Genomic DNA, 22,695 nt, shown 5'->3' on the forward strand with positions numbered 1-22,695 from the left:
GTGACCGAGCAGCCGCACCCCGTCCCCGAGCACCCCGTCCCCGAGCACCCCGCCCCCGGGCACGGCGTCGTCGAGCCGCGCGTCCCGCTCGTCGAGGCCCGCGTCGTCGTCGCCGGGCTCGGCGTGACCGGCCGGGCCGTCGAGCGCGCGCTGCGGCCCCGCGTCGCCGCGCTCGTCACGGTCGACGCCGGCGCGCCGGACGCGGACGTCCGCGAGCCGGAGGACCCCGCGGTCGTCGCACGGGTCGTGGCCGACGCCGACCTCGTGGTGGCGTCGCCCGGCTGGCGGCCCACCGCGCCGCTGCTCGCCGCCGCCCTCGCGGCCGGCGTGCCGGTGTGGAGCGAGGTGGAGCTCGCCTGGCGCCTGCGCGTCGAGCGCGCCCCGGCCGACGGCGCGGCGTCCGACGGCGCGGCGTCCGACGGCGGCGCGCGCGGCCCGGCGCCGTGGCTGGGCGTCACGGGCACGAACGGCAAGACGACGACGGTCGAGATGCTCGCCGCGATCCTCGACGCGGCGGGCCTGCGCACCCGCGCGGTGGGCAACGTGGGCCGGCCGCTGGTCGAGGCCGCGCTGGACCCGGGGCTGGACGTGCTGGCGGTCGAGCTGTCCAGCTTCCAGCTGCACTTCACGCACACGACGGCGTTCCAGGCCGGCGCCGTGCTCAACGTGGCGGCCGACCACCTCGACTGGCACGGCTCCCTGGACGCCTACGCCGCCGACAAGGGCCGGGTGTACGAGCGCGCCGAGGTCGCGTGCGTCTACAACGTCGCCGACCCGCGCACCGAGCACCTGGTGCGCGAGGCCGACGTCGCGGAGGGCGCGCGCGCCACGGGCTTCACGCTCGGCACGCCCGGCCCGGGGATGCTCGGCCTCGTGGAGGACGTCCTCGTCGACCGGGCGTTCCACGCCCCGGCGGGCGCCCGGGACCGGCAGGGCTACGCCTCCGAGCTCGGGACGCTGGCCGACCTCGCCCACCTGGCCCCCGGCGGCGACGCCGCGGCGCTGCCGCCGCACGTCGTGGCCGACGCCCTGGCCGCCGCGGCGCTGGCCCGGGCGCACGGCGTGCCCGCGCGCGCGGTGCGCGACGGGCTGCGCGCCTACCGGCCGGGGGAGCACCGCATCCAGCGTGTGGGCCTGGTCGACGGCGTCGCGTACGTGGACGACTCGAAGGCCACCAACGCGCACGCGGCGTCCGCCTCGCTCGCGGCGTTCGCCCCCGGCAGCGTGGTGTGGGTGGTCGGCGGGCTGGCCAAGGGCGCCTCGTTCGACGAGCTCGTCGCCGCGCGCGCCGACCGGCTGCGCGCCGCCGTCGTCATCGGCGTCGAGCAGGCGCCGTTCGCGGAGGCGCTCGCCCGACACGCCCCCGCAATCCCCGTCCACGCCGTCGATCCCGGCGACACTGGGACGGTGATGCGCCGGGCCGTCGCGGCCGCGCGGGAGCTCGCCCGGCCGGGCGACACCGTGCTGCTGGCACCGGCCGGCGCCTCGCAGGACCAGTTCCGCTCCTACGCCCACCGCGGGGAGGCCTTCGCGGCCGCCGTGACGGACCTGGCGCCGCAGGAGCCGTAGCACCACGGAGGGACGCGCATGGCGGTCAGCACGGGCCCCGAGCGGGCCGCCGCCGAGCGGCCGCGCCTGGGGTACTGGAACTCCGCGGTGACCACCTACTACCTGCTGGTGGGCTCGACGATCGCGCTGCTCGCCTTCGGCCTCGTCATGGTGCTGTCCAGCTCGACGATCACGTCGATCGCCGAGAGCGAGTCGCCGTACACCGAGTTCCTCAACCAGGCCCGGTTCGCGCTCATCGGCCTGCCGGTGCTGATCGTCGCCACGCGCATCCCGACGCGCTGGTACAAGAACCTGGCCTGGCCCGGCCTGCTGGTCGCCCTGGTGCTGCAGGCGCTGACCTTCGTGCCCGCCCTGTCCGCGAGCAAGGGCGGCAACGCCGGCTGGATCCGCGTGCCCGTCATCGGCACCATGCAGCCGGCCGAGATCGGCAAGCTCGTGCTGGCCGTGTGGCTCGGCACGGTGCTGGGCCGCAAGCGGCACCTGCTGGGCCGGTGGAACCACGCGCTGCTGCCCGCCCTGCCGGGGGCCGCCGGCCTCCTCGCGCTCATCCTGGGCGGCAAGGACCTCGGCACGGCGATGGTCGTCATGGCCCTCGTGGCGGGCGCCTTCTGGGTCGCCGGGATCCCGGCGAAGCTGTTCGGGCTGATGGCCGGCGGCGCGGCCGCCCTGGTCGTGGGCGTGTTCATCTTCGGCCAGAGCAGCAGCAACCGGCTCTCGCGCATCATGGCCGCCTACGGCCCGTGCACGGACACCCAGGGCGAGTGCTACCAGTCGCTGCACGGCATGTACGGGCTCGGCACCGGCGGGCTGCTCGGCGTCGGCCTCGGCGCGAGCCGGGAGAAGTGGCGCTACCTGCCCGAGGCGCACAACGACTTCATCTACGCCGTCATCGGCGAGGAGCTCGGCCTGTTCGGCACGCTCATGGTCCTGGCGCTCTTCGTCATCCTCGGGTTCGCGATGAGCCGCCTCGTGCGCCGCCATCCCGACCCCTTCGTCCAGGTGACCACCGCGGCGGTGGCGTGCTGGGTCGTCGGCCAGGCGTTCCTCAACATCGGCGTGGTGATCGGGGTGCTGCCCGTCATCGGCGTGCCGCTGCCGCTGGTGTCGGCGGGCGGCTCCGCCCTGGTGACGACCATGGCCGCGCTCGGCATGATCATCAGCTTCGCCCGCACCGAGCCCGGCACCGCCGAGGTGCTCGCCGCGCGCGGCAGCGTGGTGCGCCGGTCGCTCGCCGTCCTGGGCCGCGGCCGGCCGCGCTGACCGGCGCCCCGTCCGGACCCGGCGGCGTCGCCCGCCCCCGGTAGGGTCGCGGTGTGACAGACAGCGGTACCCCCCAGACCCCGGCCGACGGCCCCGCCCGCGCACCCCAGGAGCCCCGGGAGCCGGAGCGCCGCCGCGTCCGCTCCGTCGTCCTGGCCGGCGGCGGCACGGCCGGCCACGTCAACCCCCTGCTCGCCGTGGCCGACGAGCTGCGCGCCCGCGAGCCGGGGCTGCGCGCCCTCGTGCTCGGCACCACCTCCGGCCTCGAGGCCGACCTCGTGCCGGAGCGCGGCTACCGCCTGTGGCCGGTGCCGAAGGTGCCGCTGCCGCGGCGGCCCTCGGTGGAGCTGCTGACCCTGCCCGGCAAGCTCGCGGCCGCCGTCCGCGCCGCCGAGGCGGCCATCGACGAGGTCGGCGCCGAGGCCGTCGTCGGGTTCGGCGGCTACGTCTCGACGCCGGCCTACCTCGCCGCCCGCCGGCGCGGCGTGCCCGTCGTCGTGCACGAGCAGAACGCGCGCCCCGGCGTCGCCAACCGCCTCGGCGCCCGCTGGGCGGCCCGCGTCGGCGCGACCTTCCCGGGCACCTCGCTGCGCGACGCCGTGGTGACCGGCCTGCCGCTGCGCCGCGAGATCTCCGACCTCGTCGCGCGCCGCGCGGCCGACGCCGCCGCCGCGCGGGTGCAGGCGGCCGACGCCCTGGGCCTCGAGCCGACGCTGCCCACGCTGGTCGTCACCGGCGGGTCCTCGGGCGCGCTGAGCCTCAACACCGCCGTCTCCCGCGCCGCCGCGGCCCTGCTGGAGTCCGGCGCCCAGGTGCTGCACCTGACCGGCCGGGACAAGGACGGCCCGGTGCGCGAGGCCGTCGGTCGCCTGGCCGGCACGCACGAGACCCGGCGCTACCAGGTGCGCGAGTACCTGTCCGACATGCACCTGGCGCTCGCGGTCGCCGACCTCGTGGTCGCCCGCGCCGGCGCCGGCACGGTCTGCGAGCTCGCCGCCCTCGGCCTGCCCGCGGTGTACGTGCCGCTGCCCGTCGGCAACGGCGAGCAGCGGCTCAACGCCACGCCGCTCGTCGAGGCCGGCGGCGGCCTGCTCGTCGACGACGCCGACCTCACCTCCACCTGGGTCGCCGAGCACGTCCCGGCGCTGCTGGGCGACCCCGCGCGCCTGGACGCCATGGCCGCCGCCGCCCGGGCCGCGGGCGTGCGCGACGGCGCCGCGCGCGTCGCCGACCTCGTCGAGCAGGCCGTCGCGGCGGCGGCGCCTGCCGGGGGTGCCCGGTGAGCGCCGCGGTCGCGCCCGCCGTCCCGCTCGCCGCCCTCGGCCGCGTCCACCTCGTGGGGGTCGGCGGCGCGGGCATGAGCGTCGTCGCGCGGCTGCTCGCCGCGAACGGCGTGCCGGTCCAGGGGTCCGACGCGGCCGAGGGCCCGGCGCTCGCAGCCCTGCGCGCGGACGGCGCGAGCGTGTGGGTCGGGCACGACGCCGCCCACGTGGTCGGCGCCGACGGCACGCCCCGGGTCGACACCGTCGTGGTGTCCTCGGCCGTCCGCGAGACCAACCCCGAGCTCGCCGCGGCCCGCGCCGCCGGCCTGCGCGTGCTGCACCGGTCCCAGGCGCTCGCCTCCCTCATGCTCGGGCGCCGCGCCGTGGCCGTCGCCGGCGCGCACGGCAAGACCACCACCTCGGCGATGATCGCCACGGTGCTGCGCTCGTGCGGGCTCGACCCGTCGTTCGCCATCGGCGGCACCGTGCGCACGCGCACGGCCGACGGCGTCGAGGCGGCCGTGCCGGGCGGGCACCTCGGGGCCAGCGACGTGCTGGTGGCGGAGGCCGACGAGTCCGACGGCTCGTTCCTCAACTACGCGCCCACGGTGGCCGTCGTCACCAACGTCGAGCCCGACCACCTCGACCACTACGGCACCCGCGAGGCCTTCGACCAGGCGTTCGTCGACTTCGCCGCCCGCCTGCAGCCCGGCGGCACGCTGGTCGCGTGCGCCGACGACGCCGGCTCGGCCGCCCTCGCGGCGGCCCACCGCGCCCGCGGCGGGACGGCGGTCACCTACGGGACCGCCCCGGGTGCGGACGTCGCCGTGCGCGACGTCACGGCTCGGCCGGACGGCGTGGACGCCGTCGTCGCCGGCGGGCCGCTCGGGGGCACCCCGCTCGCGCTGCGCCTGGCCGTGCCTGGCGCCCACAACGCGCTCAACGCCACCGCTGCGGCCGTGGTGGCCGCCCTCCTGGGCGCGCCGGCGGCGCGGGCGGTCGGTGGGGCGGGGGAGTTCGTCGGCACCGGCCGCCGGTTCGAGCCCCGGGGCGAGGCCGGCGGCGTGCGGGTGGTCGACGACTACGCCCACCACCCGACGGAGATCGAGGCGCTGCTGCGCGCGGCGCGGCCGGTCGCCGGCACGGGGCGGGTGCTGGTGCTGTTCCAGCCGCACCTGTACTCGCGCACCCGGATCTTCGCCGACCGGTTCGCCGCCGCGCTGGCGCTCGCGGACGAGGTCGTGGTCACGGGGATCTACCGTGCCCGCGAGGACGTGGACCCCGCCACGACGGCCCGCACGATCACCGACCTGCTGCCCGCCACGGCGTCGGGCGGCGGGGTGCGGGCGGTGGAGGACCGCACCGAGGCCGCGCACGCGGTCGCGGCGCTGGCCCGCCCCGGCGACCTCGTGCTCACCGTGGGCGCGGGCGACGTGACGGAGCTGGCCCCGGTGGTGCTCGCCGACCTCGCGGCGCGCGCGCCGCGCTGACGGCCGGAGGCGGCGCCGCCCGGCGTCGCCTCCGCCGGATCGCCGCGCCGCAGGGGGAGGATGGCGCCGTGCGACCGCCAGCCCGTCCCCGCGTCCCGCCAAAGCCGGCCCGCCCGGCGTCGCCGGCCCCGCCGGCGGCCTCGCGCCCCGGGAGCCCGGCGCCGAGGCAGGCGCCCGGCGGGCAGCGGCCGAGGCCGCCGGCTGCCGGGCCGGGCCGGCCGCCGGCGCCCCAGGGCGCGCGGCCGGCGCCGGGCGGCGCGCGGCCCGCGGCCGGCGTCGACCGTCCCGCCCGCGCGGAGGCGGTCCCGGCGCCGGACCGGGTCTCCACGACCATGGCGCGGCGGCTGGCCGAGCGCTCGGCGATGCACCGCCACCGCCTGCGGCGCACCGCCTGGGCGTGGGCCGCCGCGGTCGCGGCCGTCGCGGGGCTGGCGTGGGCGGCGTTCTTCTCGCCGCTGTTCGGGCTCGACCCCGCCCGGGTCGAGATCAGCGGCCAGGGCAGCACCGTCGACGTCGCCCAGGTGGAGCAGCTGGTGCGCGCGGAGGCGGGCGTGCCGCTGACCCGGCTCGACACCGTGGCGCTGCGCGAGCAGCTCCTCGGCGTCGACGGCGTCAAGGACGTCGCGCTCGCGCGCGGCTGGCCCGACGGCCTGGTCGTGCGCCTCACGGCGCGCGAGCCGGTCGCGGCCGTGCCCGACGGGGAGCGGTTCGCCCTGGTCGACGACGAGGGCGTGCGCGTGGGCACCCTCGACGCCGCGCCCGAGGGGATGCCCGTGGTGGACGTGCCCCTGGGGGAGGACGCCGCGCCCGCCCTGCGGTCCGCGCTGCACGTGCTCGCCGGCCTGCCGGACGACCTGCGCGCCGAGGTGCGCAAGGTCGCCGCGGACACCCAGGACGACGTGCGCGTGGCCCTGCGCTCCGGGCTGGAGGTCCGCTGGGGCGACGACTCGCGGATGCCGCTCAAGGTCCGGGTGGTGCAGTCGCTGCGGGGCGCCGCGCCGGACGCGCGCGTCCTCGACGTGAGCTCGCCCGAGCTGCCGGTGACCCGGTGACGACGCGCCGTGCGCGGAACGCGCGCGACACGCCGCGTGTCCTCCGACGCGCGGTTCGGCGCGCCGCATACCGTCGGGACAGCAGCAACCTGACATAACACTTACCCTCAGGTAGAGCCTGAGGGTTGGCGTCGGGAACCAGGAACGACCCGAGAGGCATCGACGTGGCAACTCCGCAGAACTACCTGGCAGTGATCAAGGTGGTGGGCATCGGCGGTGGTGGCGTGAACGCCGTGAACCGCATGATCGAGGTCGGGCTCAAGGGCGTCGAGTTCATCGCCATCAACACCGACGCGCAGGCGCTGCTGATGTCGGACGCCGACGTCAAGCTCGACGTCGGCCGCGAGCTGACGCGCGGCCTGGGCGCCGGCGCCGACCCCGAGGTGGGCCGCAAGGCCGCCGAGGACCACGCCGAGGAGATCGAGGAGGTCCTGCGCGGGGCCGACATGGTCTTCGTGACCGCGGGCGAGGGCGGCGGCACGGGCACCGGGGGTGCCCCGGTGGTCGCGCGCATCGCCCGCGCGCTCGGCGCGCTGACGGTCGGTGTCGTGACCCGCCCGTTCACCTTCGAGGGCCGCCGCCGCTCGGTGCAGGCCGAGCAGGGGATCGAGAGCCTCCGCGAGGAGGTCGACACCCTCATCGTCATCCCGAACGACCGGCTGCTGCAGATGTCCGACCGCAACGTCTCGGCCATCGCCGCGTTCCACCAGGCCGACCAGGTGCTGCACTCCGGCGTCCAGGGCATCACGGACCTGATCACCACCCCGGGCCTGATCAACCTCGACTTCGCCGACGTCAAGTCCGTCATGCAGGGCGCGGGCTCCGCGCTCATGGGCATCGGCTCGGCCCGCGGCGAGGACCGCGCCGTGCAGGCGGCCGAGCTGGCGATCTCCTCGCCGCTCCTCGAGGCCTCGATCGACGGCGCCCACGGCGTGCTGCTGAGCATCCAGGGCGGCAGCGACCTCGGCCTGTTCGAGGTCAACGAGGCGGCCCGCCTCGTGCAGGAGGCCGCGCACCCCGAGGCGAACATCATCTTCGGCACCGTCATCGACGACGCCCTGGGCGACGAGGTCCGGGTCACGGTCATCGCGGCCGGCTTCGACGGCGGGGTGCCGCAGGCGCGCAAGGACGGCCGCGGCCTCGGCGAGATCGCCGGCCGGTCCGCGCCGCGCCCGGCCGTGACCGCGGCCCCGGCGGAGCCGGCGCCGGCCACGGCGCCCGTGCCGCAGCCGCCCGCCGGCGCGCACACCCTGCCGCGGCCCATCCCGGCCGGCCCGGACGACCTGCCCGCGAGCCTCGACCCGGTCGAGCGCCCGCGCGTGTCGGTCGTCGAGGAGTCGGACGGCGTGACGGTCGAGCGTCCCGTCGAGGTGCCGCGCATCTGGGACGCGCAGCCGCCCAAGGAGGAGCTCGACGTCCCCGACTTCCTCAAGTGAGCCACCCGGAGGGCGGCCGGTGAGCGCTCCCGCGGGCCACGCGGCCGGGGCGCCCGCCACGGCGGCGTGGTCGCAGGAGGCGCTCCTGCCGGACGACGTCGGGGCGGGCCTGCTGCGGGTCGACCTGGGCCCGGGCGTGGTCGCCGGCTTCACCACCCGGCACGGCGGTGTCTCGCCGGCGCCGTGGTCGTCGCTGGACCTGGGCGCCGGGACGGGTGACGACCCGGCGCTCGTGCGGGAGAACCGCGCGCGCGTCGGCGCGTGGCTCGGCGCGCCCGTGGCCTTCGCGGCGCAGGTGCACGGTGACCGGGTGCTCGTGCTCGGCGAGGCGGAGCGGGCCGAGTGGGCGTCCGAGGAGCCGCCGCTCGCGGCGGGCGAGGCGGACGCGGTGGTCACCGTCGCCGAGGGCCTCGGGCTGGGCGCCCTCGCCGCCGACTGCGTGCCGGTGCTGGTGGCCGACGCCGGCGCGCGGGTGGTCGGCGTCGCCCACGCCGGGCGCCGCGGCCTGGCGCTCGGCGTCGTGCACCGCCTCCTCGACGCGATGCTCGCGGCGGGCGCGACGCCGTCCGGGCTGCGTGCCGCGGTCGGCCCCGCGGTCTGCGGCGCGTGCTACGAGGTCCCCGCGGCGCTGCGCGACGAGGTGGCCGCGGCCGTCCCGGCCGCACGGGCCACCACGCGGCAGGGGACCCCGGCCCTGGACCTGCCCGCCGGGGTCGGGGCACAGCTCGCGGAGCGCGGGGTCGAGACCGCCCGCGTGGCGCGGTGCACGCTCGAGGACCCGGACCTGTTCTCGCACCGGGCCGCCACGGCGGCCGGCACGACGACGGGCCGGCAGGCCGGGGTGGTCGTGCTGGTCTAGCAGCACCGACGCCCCGCAGCGCCCGCACCGGGAGGGCGGCTCGTCGGGCGCGCGGCGCTCCGGCGTGTCGCGCACCGCCCGCCGGTGTCGCTGGTTACCGTGCGAGGAGCCGGACGACCAGCGCGGACGGCGATCGGGCAGGCCGACGAAACGGAGTGGGAGCGATGGCCGGAGCGCTTCGCAAGACGATGCTGTACCTGGGGCTCGCCGACGACCAGGGCGAGCGGGACGAGTACGTCGAGGAGTACGACGACGAGCTGGAGGCACCGGTGCGTGACGAGTACCAGGCGGAGGTGACGCCGCTGCGCCGCCCCGCCCTGCGGGAGGCGACCCCGGCGCCGGCCGCCGACCTGCGGCGGATCACCACGATCCACCCGCGCTCCTACAACGACGCCCGCCTCATCGGCGAGGCGTTCCGCGGCGGCACGCCCGTGATCATGAACCTGTCCGACATGGACGACGCCGACGCCAAGCGCCTGGTGGACTTCTCCGCCGGCCTGATCTTCGGCCTGCACGGCTCGATCGAGCGCGTCACCAACAAGGTGTTCCTGCTCTCGCCCGAGCACGTCGAGATCGCCGGCGAGGACGACGTCGACACGGCGCCCAAGGGCCCGGGGCACTTCTACAACCAGAGCTGACCCGGCTCGACCTCTCCCGGGCCGGCTCCGCCGGCCCGTCGCTCCGGCGTGCCGACGGCCCGGCCGCCGTCCCGACGCCTGCCGACGGCGGGCACCCCGCGGGGTGCCCGCCGTCGTCGTGCCTCCCCGCCCTGCGGCCCCGGCTGCGCGCCGCGCCGGGGACCGGCCGCGCGCCGCCGCCCGGAGGCCCCCGATCCCGTAGGTTGGTGCCCGTGAGCGTCATCTTCAGCCTCATCGGGCTGGTCCTGTGGCTGTACCTGCTGTGCCTGGTCGTGCGCATGGTCCTCGACTGGGTGCAGTACTTCGCGCGCGACTGGCGGCCGCGGGGGGTCGTGCTCGTCCTCGCCGAGGGCGTCTACACCGTGACCGACCCGCCGCTGCGTGCGCTGCGCCGTGTGATCCCGCCCCTGCGCCTCGGCAACGTGGGGCTGGACCTCGGCTTCATGATCCTGTTCTTCGTCGTCCTCGTGGCCTCCAACGTCTTCACCCAGCTCGGGCGCTGACCAGCGCTCCGGCCCCGGCGCGGCGCCCGCGTCCGTGCTTGTGCAGGAATCGTGTGCGGCACGCCGACGCGCTGGTGCGCGCGCGGCTTCGCCGGGGGTCGTCCGCTACCGTGGGTCACCGACGACCGGACAACCGACGGCAACGAGGTGACACACGATGGCGCTGCTCACAGCAGAGGACATCCTGAACAAGAAGTTCTCGGCGACGAAGTTCCGCGAGGGCTACGACGTGGAGGAGGTCGACGACTTCCTCGACGAGGTGGTGCGGACCCTCACGGCCGTCCAGGAGGAGAACGAGGACCTGCGGTCCAAGCTGGCCGCCGCCGAGCGCCGGGTCGCCGAGCTCTCCCGCTCGGACGCCGCCGCCGCCGCGAAGCCCGCCCCGGTCGCCGCCCCGGCTCCGGCCCCGGCGCCCACGCCGGCCCCGGCGCCCACGCCGGCTCCGGCCCCCGCGCCGCGGGCCGCGGAGCCCGAGTCCGCGACCGGCATGCTGCAGCTGGCCCAGAAGCTCCACGACGACTACGTCCGCTCCGGCCAGGAGGAGGGCGACCGGCTCATCTCCGAGGCCAAGGCCGAGGGGGCGCGCATCGTCCGCGAGGCCGAGGAGACCAGCCACCGCACGCTGTCGCAGCTCGAGCAGGAGCGCTCGCTCCTGGAGCGCAAGATCGACGAGCTGCGCCTGTTCGAGCGCGACTACCGCACGCGCCTCAAGAGCTTCCTGCAGAACCTGCTCGGCGACCTCGACGCCCGCGGTTCCGCGCTCCCGCCGCGCAACAACGCGCAGGCCGCGACGCCGCAGATCTGACGGCGGCACCGGGCCGCGCGCGTCGCGGCCGTGGGTCGCCTCCGACCCCGTCCGGACCGGCCCGCACAACCACCCGCACCCGAGGTGCGGCGTGGGTTGTGCGGGCCGGTCCGCGCACTTACGCTGCGGGGACTCCGTAGCCAGCCGGGCGAGGAGCGGGCCGACAAGGGGCAGCGATGACGAAGCCTTCGACCACCGCGCGTGCCGCGATCACCCAGACGTTCCCGAACCTCGCCCGCGACGTCGAGCGCTTCCCCGTGCGCGACGGCGAGGAACCCTGGACCCTCGCCGAGATCGAGGAGCTGGCGGTGCTGCTGCTCGAGGACCGCGTCCGGCTGGAGGCCGAGCTGGCCGCGGCCGACAAGGAGCTCAGCGACCTGCTGCGCAACTCCGGCGACGGCGCCGGCGACGACCAGGCCGACTACGGCTCGAGCGCCCTGGAGCGCGAGCACGAGCTGACGCTCGTGAACAACCTGCGCGACCTGCTCGCCCAGACGCGCCACGCCATCGAGCGCATCAAGGCGGGCACGTACGCCACCTGCGAGATCACCGGCCTGCCGATCGGCAAGGCGCGACTGCAGGCGTTCCCCCGGGCCACCCTGTCGGTCGAGGCGAAGGCGCGCGAGGAGCGACGCTGACGTCGTCGGCCGGTGGGGGCGTCCGCCGCCCCTAGACTGGCGGGCGATGTCCAGAACCCCCGCCCCCCGGGCCTCTGCGCGGTCGCGGCGCCTGACCGCGCTCGCCGCCGTCCTGACCGCCGTCGTCCTGGCCGCCGACCAGCTCACCAAGTGGTGGGCGACGTCGGCGCTCGTCGAGGGCGGCGAGCCGGTCCGATTGGTCGGCGACCTGCTGTCGCTCCGGCTGATCTTCAACCCCGGCGCCGCGCTGTCCATCGGCACCGGCATGACCGGCGTGCTCACCGTCGTCGTGGTGGCGGTGGTCGTGGTCATCGTGCGCCAGATGCGCCGCATCGGGTCGCGCGGCTGGGCCGTGGCGCTCGGCCTGCTGCTCGGCGGGGCGCTCGGCAACCTCGTCGACCGGCTCGCGCGCGAGCCCGGCTTCGCCCGCGGCCACGTCGTCGACTTCATCGACTACGCCGGCTTCTTCGTCGGCAACGTCGCCGACATCGCCATCGTGGTGGCGGCCGGGCTCATCATCCTGCTCTCGCTGCGCGGCATCGGCGTGGACGGGCGCCGCGAGGGGGAGAAGGACGCGGAGGGCCGGGAGGGCCAGGAGGGCCAGGAGGACGCGGCGGGCCGGCAGGACGCGGAGGGGGCGGAGACCCCGGGGCACGCGGACCCGGCGGCCACCGGCGCCGAGCCCGACGGCGGAGCCCCCGCCCGCCCGGCCGAGCGCTCCGAGGAGGCCTGATGGCGCTGCGCACGCTGCCGGTGCCCGACGGGCTCGCCGGTGAGCGCGTGGACGCCGCGCTCGCCCGCATGCTCGGCTTCTCCCGCACCCAGGCCGCCGAGCTGGCCGCCGCGGGCGCGGTGCGCCTCGACGGGCGCGAGGTCGGCAAGTCCGACCGGCTGGCGGCCGGCGGCTGGCTCGAGGTCGACGTGCCCGACCCGCGGAGCGCGCCCGCGCCGGAGCCCGAGCCGGTGCCCGGGATGGGCATCGCCTACGAGGACGACGACGTCGTCGTGGTGGACAAGCCGGTCGGGGTCGCGGCCCACCCGTCGCCCGGCTGGACCGGCCCGACGGTCGTCGGCGCGCTCGCCGCGGCCGGGTACCGGGTGTCCACCTCGGGCGCCGCGGAGCGCCAGGGCATCGTGCACCGCCTCGACGTGGGGACCTCGGGGCTGATGGTCGTGGCCAAGAGCGAGGCGGCGTACTCGGCGCTCAAGCGGGCGTTCAAGGAGCGCACGGTGGACAAGGTCTACCACGCCCTGGCCCAGGGCCACCCGGAGCCCACGGTGGGCACGATCGACGCGCCGATCGGCCGGCACCCCAGCGCCGACTACAGGTTCGCCGTCGTCGCGGACGGCAAGCCGTCGGTGACCCACTACGAGGTGCTGGAGATGCTGCCGGCCGCCTCGCTGGTCGAGGTGCACCTCGAGACGGGCCGCACGCACCAGATCCGCGTGCACTTCTCCGCGCTGCGCCACCCGCTGGTGGGCGACCTCACCTACGGCGCCGACCCGGTGCTGGCGTCCAAGGTGGCGCTGACCCGCCAGTGGCTGCACGCCGTGCGGCTGGGCTTCGAGCACCCGATGGCCGGCCGGTGGGTCGAGGTGGAGTCGGCCTATCCCGAGGACCTGGGCCACGCCCTCGAGGTGGTCCGGGGTGCGTACGGTGGCTGACCCGGCCGTGCGGGTCGAGCGGGCGACGACGCCCGAGCAGCTCGCCGAGGCGTTCGCCCTCCGCACGGCGGTGTTCGTGGTCGAGCAGCGGGTGCCCGCCGAGCTCGAGCTGGACGAGCTCGACCATGCGCCGACGACGACGCACGTCGTCGCTCGGCGGACGGACGGCGGCGACGTCGTCGGCACCGCGCGCCTGCTCACCGACCCGGTGCACCCGGGCGAGGTGCACGTCGGGCGGGTCGCCGTCGCGGCCGGGGCGCGCGGCACGGGGACGGGTGCGGCGCTGATGCGCGCGCTCGAGGAGGTGGCGCTGGCCGAGCACCCGGGCCCGGACGGGACCGTGACGGTGCTGCTGTCCGCGCAGGTGCCGGCGATCGGGTTCTACGAGCGCCTCGGGTACGCGGTGACCGGCCCCGTCCACCTCGACGCCGGCATCGAGCACCGCGACGCGGCGAAGGTGGTCGGGTAGGGCGCTCGACGGGCGAGCCTGCGCCCTTGCCGGTAGGAACGGGGGCCATGACCGTCGTCGGCTTCCACCACTCGCACGAGCAGGTCCATCCCGCCGCGCTCCTGGCCGCCGCCCGGCGTGCCGAGGAGGCCGGCTTCGACGCCGCCATGTGCTCCGACCACTGGGCGCCGTGGGGCGCCGCGCAGGGCCACTCCGGCTACGCGTGGTCGTGGCTCGGCGCCGCGATGGCCACGACCGGACTGCCCTTCGGCGTCGTGAACGCCCCTGGGCAGCGGTACCACCCGGCGGTGATCGCCCAGGCGGCGGCGACGCTCGGCGCGATGTTCCCGGGGCGGTTCTGGGTCGCCCTGGGCAGCGGGCAGAACCTCAACGAGCACATCACGGGCGACGGGTGGCCGGCCAAGGACGTGCGGGACGCCCGGCTGCGCGAGTGCGTGGACGTCATCCGGGCCCTGCTCGACGGCGAGGAGGTGACGCACGAGGGGCTCGTGCGGGTGCACGAGGCCAAGCTCTGGACGCTGCCCGACGTCCGCCCCCTGCTGATCGGGCCCGCCGTCACGCCGGAGACGGCGCGGCGGCACGCCGACTGGGCCGACGGCCTCGTGACCGTGAACCAGCCGCCCGAGGTGCTCGAGAAGGTGGTCCGCGCCTACCGCGACGCGGGCGGCCGCGGCACCGTCGCCCTGCAGGTGCACGTGTGCTGGGCACCGGACCCCGAGACGGCGATCGGCGTCGCGCGCGAGCAGTGGCGCGGGAACGCGTTCGGCCCGCCGCTCGCCTGGGACATCCAGACGCCCGAGGAGTTCGACGCCCGCGCGGCGTCCATGGACGACGCGAAGATCCGCGCCAGCGTGCTCGTGGAGCACGACCCGGCCCGCCTGCGCGACCGGCTGGCGGCGCTGGTGGAGATCGGCTTCGACGCCGTCTACCTCCACCAGGTCGCGACCGACCCGCGGCCCGGCCACGACAAGCACGACGACGCCGCCCCGGCCGCGACGCCTCGCAGCGCGACCCTCGACGCGTTCCTCGACATGGCCGCCGAGCACCTCGTCCCCCAGCTGAAGGGCCTGGCATGAGGATCCGCGACACCGGCGACCTGTGGTGGAAGAACGCCGTCGTCTACTGCCTCGACGTCGAGACGTTCATGGACTGGGACGACGACGGCGTCGGCGACCTGCCCGGCCTGGTCCAGCGCATCGACCACCTGGCCGACCTCGGGGTCACGTGCCTGTGGCTCATGCCCTTCTACCCGACCGCCGACCTCGACGACGGCTACGACATCACCGACTTCTTCGGCGTCGACCCGCGCCTGGGCGACGCCGGCGACCTCGTCGAGCTCGTCCGCACGGCGCGCGACCGGGGCATCCGGGTCATCGCCGACCTGGTCGTCAACCACACCTCTGCCGAGCACCCGTGGTTCCAGGCCGCCCGCAGCAGCAAGGACAACGCCTTCCGCGACTTCTACGTGTGGCGCTCGGACCCGCCGCCCGACACCTCCGACCAGGTCGTCTTCCCCGACAAGGAGGAGGGCATCTGGACGAGGGACGAGCGCACCGGCGAGTGGTACCGCCACCGCTTCTACCGCCACCAGCCCGACCTCAACACGGCGAACCCGAAGGTCCGGGACATGATCGCCAAGGTCGTCGGGTACTGGGCCGAGCTCGGGCTGTCCGGCTTCCGTGTCGACGCCGTCCCGTTCTTCCTCGCCGACACGGCGGCGAACCCGGACGACGACGTCGAGCACCCGCACCAGTACCTCAAGGAGCTGCGCGCGCTGCTCACCCGCCGCGCGGGCGACGCGATCCTCATGGGCGAGGTGAACCTCCCGTACGACCAGCAGCTGCAGTTCTTCGGCGACGGGGACGGCGACGGCGAGGACGACGGGCCCGAGCTCACCCTGCAGTTCGACTTCGTCGGCATGCAGCACCTGTACCTGGCGCTGGCCCGGCAGGACGCCGGGCCGATCGCCCGCACGCTCGCGCAGCGCCCGCGCATCCCGCGCGACGCGCAGTGGGCCACGTTCGTGCGCAACCACGACGAGCTGACGCTCGACAAGCTCGACGAGGACGAGCGCCAGGAGGTGTTCGCCGCCTTCGGCCCCGACCCCGACATGCAGCTGTACGGCCGCGGCCTGCGCCGCCGGCTGCCGCCGATGCTCGACGGGGACCCGCGCCGGGTCCGCATGGTCTACTCGCTGCTCTTCGCGCTGCCCGGCACCCCGGTGCTGTTCTACGGCGAGGAGATCGGCATGGGGGAGAACCTCGCCGCCGAGGGCCGGCTCGCGGTCCGCACGCCGATGCAGTGGACCTCGGGACCCAACGGCGGCTTCTCCCGCGCGGAGCCGCGGCGGCTCGCCGGGCCCGTGACCGACGGCGGGTTCGGGCCGGAGCACGTCAACGTCGCCGACCAGCGCCGCGACGGCGGCTCGCTCCTGACGTTCGTGCAGACGCTCGTGCGCCGGTACCGGGAGTGCCCGGAGCTCGGCTGGGCCGAGGAGGTCGAGGTCCTCGACCAGCCGCACGCCGCGGTGCTGGCCCACCGCAGCACGTGGGACGACGCGTCGATGGTCGCGCTGCACAACCTCGGGCCGGAGCCGGTCGTGGTGCCCCTGCGGCTCGACGACTGCGACGAGGGCGTCCGGCTCGTCGACCTGCTGGCGGACGACGCGTACGACGTCGCCGCGGACGGCGGGGCGGAGGTCGCGCTGGACGCCTACGGCTACCGGTGGCTGCGCGTGGTACGGCCGGGGTCGCGGCGGCTCCTGTAGGGCGGCAGGCCCAGGGGAGGCGGCGCTCGCGGGGCGCCCCGGGTGTCGGCGGAGGCTCCTAGACTCGACCGCATGCCAGACTCGCCGGACTTCGTCCACCTGCACGTGCACTCCGAGTTCTCGATGCTCGACGGGGCGGCGCGCATCGGGGACCTCGTCGACGAGGTCGCGGCGCAGGGGCAGAAGGCCGTGGCGATCACCGACCACGGCTACCTGTTCGGCGCCTTCGAGTTCTGGTCGCAGGCGACCAAGAAGGGCATCAAGCCGATCATCGGCGTCGAGGCGTACGTCACGCCCGGCACGAGCCGGTTCGACCAGAAGCGCGTGCGCTACGGCCAGCAGGGCCAGGAGGCCGACGACGTCTCGGCCCGCGGCGCGTACACCCACATGACCCTGTGGGCGAAGAACAACGACGGCATGCACAACCTCTTCCGGGCGTCGTCGCTGGCGTCCCTCGAGGGGCAGATGGGCAAGTGGCCCCGCATGGACCGCGAGCTGCTCGAGCGCTACAGCCCGGGGCTCATGGCCACCTCGGGCTGCCCGTCGGGGGAGATCCAGACCCGTCTGCGCCTGGGCCAGTACGACGAGGCGCTGCGCGCGGCCGGCGAGCTGCAGGACATCTTCGGCAAGGACGACTTCTACGTCGAGCTGATGGACCACGGCCTGGACATCGAGACCCGGGTCACCCAGGACCTGCTGCGCCTGGCGAAGCAGATCGGCGCGCCGCTCGTGGCCACCAACGACCTGCACTACGTCAAGGAGGAGGACGCGACCAGCCAGGAGGCGCTGCTCGCGATCAACTCCGGCTCGACGCTCGACGACCCGAACCGCTTCAAGTTCGACGGCACCGGCTACTACGTGAAGTCGTCGGCAGAGATGGCGCACCTGTTCCGCGAGCTGCCCGAGGCGGTGAGCAACACGCTGCTCATCGCGGAGAAGTGCGACGTCTCGTTCGACACCCAGGCCAACTACATGCCGAAGTTCCCGGTCCCCGAGGGCGAGGACGAGATCTCCTGGTTCGTCAAGGAGGTCGAGCGGGGCATCGAGCGGCGCTACCCGCAGGGCGCGTCCGACGCCGTGCGGGCCCAGGCCAAGTACGAGACCGACGTCATCATCCAGATGGGCTTCCCGGGGTACTTCCTCGTGGTCGCCGACTTCATCAACTGGTCCAAGGCGCAGGGCATCCGCGTCGGGCCGGGCCGCGGCTCGGCGGCCGGCTCGATGGTGTCCTACCTCATGGGCATCACCGAGCTCGACCCGCTCGAGCACGGCCTGATCTTCGAGCGGTTCCTCAACCCCGAGCGCGTGTCGATGCCCGACGTCGACGTCGACTTCGACGAGCGCCGGCGCGGCGAGGCGATCAGGTACGTCACCGAGAAGTACGGCTCGGACCGCGTGGCCCAGATCGTCACCTACGGCACCATCAAGGCCAAGCAGGCCATCAAGGACTCCGCCCGCCTGCTCGGCATGCCGTTCGCGATGGGGGAGAAGCTCACCAAGGCCATGCCGCCGGCGGTGATGGGCAAGGACATCCCGTTGTCCGGCATCTTCGACCCGCAGCACCCGCGCTACCCCGAGGCCGGCGAGTTCCGCCAGGTCCACGACACCGACCCGGAGGCGCAGCGCGTCGTCGAGCTCGCCCGCGGCATCGAGGGCCTGAAGCGGCAGTGGGGCGTGCACGCCGCCGGCGTCATCATGTCCAGCGAGCCGCTGATCGACATCATCCCGATCATGAAGCGCCCGCAGGACGGCGCGGTCATCACGCAGTTCGACTACCCGACGTCCGAGGGCCTCGGCCTGATCAAGATGGACTTCCTCGGGCTGCGCAACCTCACGATCCTCGACGACGCGCTCGAGAACATCGTCAACAACGGCAAGGACCCCGTCGCGATCGAGCACGTCGCGCTCGACGACAGGGCGACCTACGAGCTGCTCGGGCGCGGCGACACGCTCGGCGTGTTCCAGCTCGACGGCGGCCCGATGCGCGCCCTGCTGCGCCAGATGCGTCCCGACAACTTCGAGGACATCTCCGCGGTCATCGCCCTGTACCGGCCCGGGCCGATGGGCATGAACTCGCACACGAACTACGCGCTGCGCAAGAACGGCCTGCAGGAGATCACCCCGATCCACCCGGAGCTGGCCGAGCCGCTCGCGGAGGTCCTGGACACCACCTACGGCCTCATCGTGTACCAGGAGCAGGTGCAGAAGGCGGCGCAGGTGCTCGCGGGGTACTCGCTCGGCCAGGCCGACCTGCTGCGCCGCGCGATGGGCAAGAAGAAGAAGGAGATCCTCGACAAGGAGTTCGTGCCCTTCCAGGCGGGCATGCGCGAGCGGGGCTACTCCGACGGCGCCATCCAGGCGGTGTGGGACACCCTCGTCCCGTTCGCCGGCTACGCCTTCAACAAGGCGCACTCCGCCGGCTACGGCCTGGTGTCGTACTGGACCGCCTACCTCAAGGCGAACTACCCGGCCGAGTACATGGCGGGCCTGCTGCAGTCCACCCGAGAGGACAAGGACAAGCTCGCCCTCTACCTCAACGAGTGCCGCCGGATGCACATCACCGTGCTCCCGCCGGACGTCAACGACTCGGCCGCCAAGTTCACCGCCGTGGGCCAGGACATCCGGTTCGGCCTGTCCGGCGTGCGCAACGTCGGCACCAACGTGGTCGAGGCGATCATCGCCGCCCGCGAGGAGAAGGGCGCCTTCACCTCGTTCACCGACTTCCTCGACAAGGTCCCGGCCGTGGTGTGCAACAAGCGCACCATCGAGTCGCTGATCAAGGCCGGCGCGTTCGACTCGCTCGGCCACGCCCGCCGCGCGCTGCTCGTGGTGCACGAGCAGGCCGTGGACTCGGTCATCTCCGTCAAGCGCAAGGAGGCCGAGGGCCAGTTCGACCTGTTCGCCGGCTTCGGCAGCGACGACGACGAGCCGGCCGTCTCCTTCGCCGTCGAGGTCCCGGACCTGCCGGACTGGGAGAAGAAGCAGAAGCTCGCGTTCGAGCGCGAGATGCTCGGCCTGTACGTGTCCGACCACCCGCTGTCCGGGCTCGAGCACGTGCTCGCGCGGTCGGCGGACACCTCGATCGCCTCGCTGGTCACGGACGAGGGGCGGGCGGAGAACTCGGTCGTCACGGTGGCCGGCCTCATCACGTCGCTGCAGCGCAAGATGAGCAAGAACGGCAACCCCTGGGCGGCCGTGACCCTCGAGGACCTCGAGGGCTCCGTCGAGGTGATGTTCTTCGGCGAGACGTACCTGGCCTACTCCACGGCGCTCGCGGAGGACCAGGTGGTGGCGATCCGCGGCCGGGTGCGCCGGCGCGACGACCAGCTGTCGCTGCAGGCCATGGAGGTGTCGCTGCCGGACACCTCGGCAGTGGCCGACGCGCCGGTCCAGGTCACCGTGCCGCACACCCGCTGCGTCGAGCCGACCATGGCCCGGCTGCGCGAGGTCCTGGCCACGCACCCCGGGTCGGCCGAGGTGCACATCACCGTCGCCGAGCCGGGCAAGCGCACCGTCGTGCGCGCCGCGGACGCCCTGCGCGTGGAGAAGTCGCCCGCGCTGTTCGGCGACCTCAAGGCGCTGCTCGGGCCGAGCTGCCTCGGGTGAGCGGCCCGGGGCCGCTGCGGGGCGGCTGGGACGACGGCTCCGCCGACCACCGCTTCCGCGTCGTGCCGGCGGCGTACGTCTACCTGCGCCGGTCCGTCGACGACGGCGGCCGGGCGCGCGAGGAGGTGCTGCTGCAGCTGCGGCAGGGCACCGGCTTCATGGACGGGCACTGGGCCGCCGCCGCGGCGGGGCACGTCGAGCCGGGGGAGTCCGTGGTGGCCGCCGCGGTGCGCGAGGCGCGCGAGGAGCTCGACGTCGTCGTCGCACCGGGCGACCTCGTGCCCGTCACCGTGATGCACCGCGGGCAGCCGGGCGGGCCCGCGCTCGAGCAGCGCGTCGACGTCTTCTTCGCGGCGAGGCGGTGGGGCGGCACGCCGCGGCTCGCCGAGGCGGCCAAGGCGGCGGCCGTGCGGTGGTTCCCGCTCGACGCGCTGCCGGACCCCGTGGTGCCGCACGAGCGGCGCGTGCTCGAGGCGCTGCGCGCGGCCGGGCCGGGCGGCGACGTGCCGCGGCTGCTGACCGACGGGTTCGGCCCGGGCGCCGGCGCCTGAGCACCGGCGCCGCGGACCGGCCGGGGGCGCGCGCGGCTACGCTCGGCCCGTGCTGCGCCTGAACCCCGAACAGCTCGTCTTCGTCACCGAGCGGCACCTCGCCACGCTCACCACGCTGCGCGCTGACGGCTCGCCGCACGTGACGCCGGTGCGGTTCAGCTGGGACGCGGCCCGCGGCGTGGCGCTGATGACCACGGAGCGCACCTCCGCCAAGGCCGCGAACGCCCGCCGCCGCACGGCGTCGGGCGCGCCGACGCGCGCGGCGCTGTGCCAGGTCGACGGCGGGCGCTGGCTCACCATCGAGGGCACGATCGAGGTCGACGAGTCGGCGGAGGCGGTGGCGGACGCCGTCGCGCGGCACGAGCGGCGCTACCACCGGCTCGAGCCCGACCCGCAGCGCGTGGTGCTGCGGCTCGTGGCCGACCGCGCGATGGCCAGCACCTACATGGACTGACGGTCCGGAACCGACGGCCAGGCGGCCGACGACGCGGCGGCCCAGCACCTCGACGGGCCCGGCGCCGGGCGGCGCGGTCAGCCGACCTGCGCCGACTCCTCGCCCTGCGGGCCGCTGACGGTCACCACGTCGCCGCGCACCAGCTGGCGGCCGCGGCGCGTCTCGACCTCGCCGTTGACCTGGACCTCGCCGTCGCTGACCAGGTCGCGAGCGTGCGTGCCGGTCTCCGCGAGCCCGGCGAGCTTGAGGAACTGCCCGAGGCGGATGACGTCGTCGCGGATCGGGACGGGCGGGGCGCTGGGACGGGTCATGACCCTATTCTCCCCGCCTAGACTGGCCGCGTGATCCAGCGCATCGACCTTCGTGGCCAGACCCTCTCCCGCCGGGAGCTTCTCGCGGTGGTGCCGCGGGCGGAGGTCGGGGTCGACGACGCGCTCGCCGCGGTCGGGCCGATCGTCGCGGACGTGCGTCGCCGCGGTGCGGCCGCCCTGCGCGACGTCGCCGAGCGGTTCGACGGCGTGCGGCCCCAGGACCTGCGCGTGCCGCGGGCTGCTCTGGACGCGGCGCTCGCCGCCCTCGAGGCCCCGCTCCGCGAGGCGCTGGAGGAGGCGATCCGGCGCGTGCGGGCCGTGCACGGCGCGCAGGTGCCGCCGGAGCACACCACCCGGCTCGCCGACGGCGCCGTCGTGCGCCAGCGCTACGTGCCCGTCGAGCGCGTCGGCCTGTACGTCCCCGGCGGCCTGGCGGTCTACCCGTCGTCGGTGATCATGAACGTCGTGGCGGCGCAGGAGGCCGGCGTGCCCGGCCTGGCCGTCACGTCGCCCCCGCAGAAGGAGCACGGCGGCCTGCCGCACCCCACCATCCTCGCCGCGTGCGCGCTGCTGGGGGTCGAGGAGGTCTACGCCGTCGGCGGCGCCCAGGCGGTCGCGATGTTCGCCTACGGCGCCGAGGGCAGCGAGCCGCAGGACGGGACCGTGCTGTGCGAGCCGGTCGACGTCATCACCGGCCCGGGCAACGTCTACGTCGCCGCCGCCAAGCGCCTGGTGCGCGGCGTCGTCGGCATCGACGCGGAGGCCGGGCCCACCGAGATCGCCGTCCTCGCCGACGCGACGGCGGACCCCACGCACGTGGCCCTCGACCTGATCAGCCAGGCGGAGCACGACCCCATGGCCGCGTCCGTGCTCGTGACGCCGTCGGTCGAGCTCGCCTCGGCCGTCGAGGCGCGGCTCGTCGACCTCGCGGACGCGACCAAGCACTCCAGCCGCGTGCTGCAGGCGCTGGGCGGCCCGCAGTCGGCCATCGTGATGGTCGACGACCTCGAGCAGGGCCTCGCCGTGGTCGACGCCTACGGCGCGGAGCACCTGGAGATCCAGACCGCCGACGCGGCGGCGCTCGCCGACCGCGTGCACAACGCCGGCGCGATCTTCGTCGGCCCGTGGTCGCCGGTGTCGCTCGGCGACTACATGGCCGGGTCCAACCACGTGCTGCCCACCGGCGGCACCGCCCGCTACGCCAGCGCGCTCGGCGTGCTGTCGTTCCTCAAGTCGGTGCAGGTCATCGAGTACTCCCGCGACGCGCTCGGCGAGCTGGCGGGCCGCATCGTCGCGCTCGCCGGCGACGAGGACCTGCCGGCACACGGCGAGGCCGTGCGCGGGCGGTTCCACTAGGACC

The 22,695-nt window shown here is 75.5% G+C and carries 21 protein-coding genes; 20 read left to right on the forward strand and 1 reads right to left on the reverse strand.

What is annotated here, in order from left to right; all coding sequences use genetic code 11:
- The 19 genes from murD to U5M74_RS08225 all read left to right on the forward strand — a co-directional run bounded on the left by murD (nucleotide 1) and on the right by U5M74_RS08225 (nucleotide 21,024).
- A complete protein-coding gene (gene murD, locus U5M74_RS08135) occupies nucleotides 1-1,569 on the forward strand; it encodes a UDP-N-acetylmuramoyl-L-alanine--D-glutamate ligase (protein ID WP_410907901.1) in 1,569 nt (522 codons plus the stop codon).
- Nucleotides 1,570-1,587: 18 nt separating this feature from the next.
- Complete coding sequence (locus tag U5M74_RS08140) at nucleotides 1,588-2,829, forward strand: putative peptidoglycan glycosyltransferase FtsW (RefSeq protein ID WP_410907903.1); 1,242 nt, start codon at nucleotides 1,588-1,590, stop codon at nucleotides 2,827-2,829.
- 152 nt (nucleotides 2,830-2,981) lie between these two features.
- Nucleotides 2,982-4,112 carry an undecaprenyldiphospho-muramoylpentapeptide beta-N-acetylglucosaminyltransferase gene (gene murG, locus U5M74_RS08145; protein WP_410907990.1) on the forward strand — a complete coding sequence of 377 codons (1,131 nt, stop codon included), beginning with the start codon at nucleotides 2,982-2,984 and terminating at the stop codon, nucleotides 4,110-4,112.
- 74 nt (nucleotides 4,113-4,186) lie between these two features.
- Nucleotides 4,187-5,581 (forward strand): UDP-N-acetylmuramate--L-alanine ligase, encoded by a 1,395-nt coding sequence (murC, locus tag U5M74_RS08150; protein ID WP_410907992.1) that lies wholly within the window; start codon nucleotides 4,187-4,189, stop codon nucleotides 5,579-5,581.
- Between the two features lie 362 nt (nucleotides 5,582-5,943).
- The gene (locus tag U5M74_RS08155) at nucleotides 5,944-6,633 is read left to right on the forward strand and encodes a cell division protein FtsQ/DivIB (RefSeq protein ID WP_410907905.1); all 690 of its coding nucleotides are present in this window, start codon (nucleotides 5,944-5,946) and stop codon (nucleotides 6,631-6,633) included.
- Between the two features lie 164 nt (nucleotides 6,634-6,797).
- Nucleotides 6,798-8,069, forward strand: a complete 1,272-nt coding sequence (gene ftsZ / locus U5M74_RS08160; RefSeq protein WP_410907907.1) for a cell division protein FtsZ — start codon at nucleotides 6,798-6,800, stop codon at nucleotides 8,067-8,069.
- Between the two features lie 19 nt (nucleotides 8,070-8,088).
- Nucleotides 8,089-8,928 (forward strand): polyphenol oxidase family protein, encoded by an 840-nt coding sequence (locus U5M74_RS08165; protein ID WP_410907909.1) that lies wholly within the window; start codon nucleotides 8,089-8,091, stop codon nucleotides 8,926-8,928.
- Nucleotides 8,929-9,092: 164 nt separating this feature from the next.
- Nucleotides 9,093-9,566, forward strand: a complete 474-nt coding sequence (locus tag U5M74_RS08170; RefSeq protein WP_069983438.1) for a cell division protein SepF — start codon at nucleotides 9,093-9,095, stop codon at nucleotides 9,564-9,566.
- Nucleotides 9,567-9,778: 212 nt separating this feature from the next.
- Entirely contained in the window at nucleotides 9,779-10,069 is a 291-nt protein-coding gene (locus U5M74_RS08175) for a YggT family protein (RefSeq protein WP_410907911.1), read from the forward strand.
- Nucleotides 10,070-10,226: 157 nt separating this feature from the next.
- Nucleotides 10,227-10,874 carry a DivIVA domain-containing protein gene (locus U5M74_RS08180; protein ID WP_410907913.1) on the forward strand — a complete coding sequence of 216 codons (648 nt, stop codon included), beginning with the start codon at nucleotides 10,227-10,229 and terminating at the stop codon, nucleotides 10,872-10,874.
- A gap of 176 nt (nucleotides 10,875-11,050) precedes the next feature.
- Entirely contained in the window at nucleotides 11,051-11,512 is a 462-nt protein-coding gene (locus tag U5M74_RS08185; protein ID WP_410907915.1) for a TraR/DksA family transcriptional regulator, read from the forward strand.
- A gap of 46 nt (nucleotides 11,513-11,558) precedes the next feature.
- The gene (gene lspA, locus U5M74_RS08190) at nucleotides 11,559-12,245 is read left to right on the forward strand and encodes a signal peptidase II (RefSeq protein WP_410907917.1); all 687 of its coding nucleotides are present in this window, start codon (nucleotides 11,559-11,561) and stop codon (nucleotides 12,243-12,245) included.
- Entirely contained in the window at nucleotides 12,245-13,177 is a 933-nt protein-coding gene (locus U5M74_RS08195) for an RluA family pseudouridine synthase (protein WP_410907919.1), read from the forward strand. The genes lspA and U5M74_RS08195 overlap by 1 nt, the downstream gene beginning before the upstream one ends.
- Nucleotides 13,170-13,646 carry a GNAT family N-acetyltransferase gene (locus tag U5M74_RS08200; RefSeq protein ID WP_410907921.1) on the forward strand — a complete coding sequence of 159 codons (477 nt, stop codon included), beginning with the start codon at nucleotides 13,170-13,172 and terminating at the stop codon, nucleotides 13,644-13,646. Before U5M74_RS08195 ends, U5M74_RS08200 begins: the two co-directional genes overlap by 8 nt.
- 47 nt (nucleotides 13,647-13,693) lie before the next feature.
- Complete coding sequence (locus tag U5M74_RS08205) at nucleotides 13,694-14,722, forward strand: TIGR03885 family FMN-dependent LLM class oxidoreductase (RefSeq protein WP_410907923.1); 1,029 nt, start codon at nucleotides 13,694-13,696, stop codon at nucleotides 14,720-14,722.
- Nucleotides 14,719-16,413: an alpha-amylase family protein gene (locus U5M74_RS08210; protein ID WP_410907925.1), complete on the forward strand. Its 1,695-nt coding sequence runs from the start codon at nucleotides 14,719-14,721 to the stop codon at nucleotides 16,411-16,413. The genes U5M74_RS08205 and U5M74_RS08210 overlap by 4 nt, the downstream gene beginning before the upstream one ends.
- 72 nt (nucleotides 16,414-16,485) lie before the next feature.
- Nucleotides 16,486-20,019 carry a DNA polymerase III subunit alpha gene (gene dnaE, locus U5M74_RS08215; protein WP_410907927.1) on the forward strand — a complete coding sequence of 1,178 codons (3,534 nt, stop codon included), beginning with the start codon at nucleotides 16,486-16,488 and terminating at the stop codon, nucleotides 20,017-20,019.
- On the forward strand, nucleotides 20,016-20,570 hold the full coding sequence (locus U5M74_RS08220; protein ID WP_410907929.1) for an NUDIX domain-containing protein: 555 nt from the start codon (nucleotides 20,016-20,018) through the stop codon (nucleotides 20,568-20,570). Before dnaE ends, U5M74_RS08220 begins: the two co-directional genes overlap by 4 nt.
- 49 nt (nucleotides 20,571-20,619) lie before the next feature.
- Nucleotides 20,620-21,024, forward strand: coding sequence for a pyridoxamine 5'-phosphate oxidase family protein (locus U5M74_RS08225; RefSeq protein ID WP_410907931.1), 405 nt, complete (start codon nucleotides 20,620-20,622; stop codon nucleotides 21,022-21,024).
- A 77-nt stretch (nucleotides 21,025-21,101) separates the two neighbouring features.
- Here U5M74_RS08225 and U5M74_RS08230 read toward each other — a convergent pair whose 3' ends face one another.
- Nucleotides 21,102-21,335, reverse strand: a complete 234-nt coding sequence (locus tag U5M74_RS08230; RefSeq protein WP_410907933.1) for an RNA-binding S4 domain-containing protein — start codon at nucleotides 21,333-21,335, stop codon at nucleotides 21,102-21,104.
- A gap of 30 nt (nucleotides 21,336-21,365) precedes the next feature.
- Between U5M74_RS08230 and hisD the strand changes: the two genes are divergently transcribed.
- A complete protein-coding gene (hisD, locus tag U5M74_RS08235) occupies nucleotides 21,366-22,691 on the forward strand; it encodes a histidinol dehydrogenase (protein ID WP_410907935.1) in 1,326 nt (441 codons plus the stop codon).
- Nucleotides 22,692-22,695: the final 4 nt, after the last annotated feature.

It is taken from the genome of Puerhibacterium sp. TATVAM-FAB25 (assembly GCF_046535855.1).
Taxonomy (GTDB): Bacteria; Actinomycetota; Actinomycetes; order Actinomycetales; family Cellulomonadaceae; genus Puerhibacterium; species Puerhibacterium variabilis_A.

What these genes read in the sequence shown, in the direction of transcription:
- U5M74_RS08140 (WP_410907903.1), top strand. Translation starts at nt 1,588, where the DNA reads ATGGCGGTCAGCACGGGCCCCGAGCGGGCCGCCGCCGAGCGGCCGCGC.
- murC (WP_410907992.1), top strand. Translation starts at nt 4,187, where the DNA reads ATGAGCGTCGTCGCGCGGCTGCTCGCCGCGAACGGCGTGCCGGTCCAG.
- U5M74_RS08155 (WP_410907905.1), top strand. Translation starts at nt 5,944, where the DNA reads ATGCACCGCCACCGCCTGCGGCGCACCGCCTGGGCGTGGGCCGCCGCG.
- U5M74_RS08170 (WP_069983438.1), top strand. Translation starts at nt 9,093, where the DNA reads ATGGCCGGAGCGCTTCGCAAGACGATGCTGTACCTGGGGCTCGCCGAC.
- U5M74_RS08180 (WP_410907913.1), top strand. Translation starts at nt 10,227, where the DNA reads ATGGCGCTGCTCACAGCAGAGGACATCCTGAACAAGAAGTTCTCGGCG.
- U5M74_RS08185 (WP_410907915.1), top strand. Translation starts at nt 11,051, where the DNA reads ATGACGAAGCCTTCGACCACCGCGCGTGCCGCGATCACCCAGACGTTC.
- lspA (WP_410907917.1), top strand. Translation starts at nt 11,559, where the DNA reads ATGTCCAGAACCCCCGCCCCCCGGGCCTCTGCGCGGTCGCGGCGCCTG.
- U5M74_RS08195 (WP_410907919.1), top strand. Translation starts at nt 12,245, where the DNA reads ATGGCGCTGCGCACGCTGCCGGTGCCCGACGGGCTCGCCGGTGAGCGC.
- U5M74_RS08205 (WP_410907923.1), top strand. Translation starts at nt 13,694, where the DNA reads ATGACCGTCGTCGGCTTCCACCACTCGCACGAGCAGGTCCATCCCGCC.
- U5M74_RS08210 (WP_410907925.1), top strand. Translation starts at nt 14,719, where the DNA reads ATGAGGATCCGCGACACCGGCGACCTGTGGTGGAAGAACGCCGTCGTC.
- dnaE (WP_410907927.1), top strand. Translation starts at nt 16,486, where the DNA reads ATGCCAGACTCGCCGGACTTCGTCCACCTGCACGTGCACTCCGAGTTC.
- U5M74_RS08230 (WP_410907933.1), bottom strand. Translation starts at nt 21,335, where the DNA reads ATGACCCGTCCCAGCGCCCCGCCCGTCCCGATCCGCGACGACGTCATC.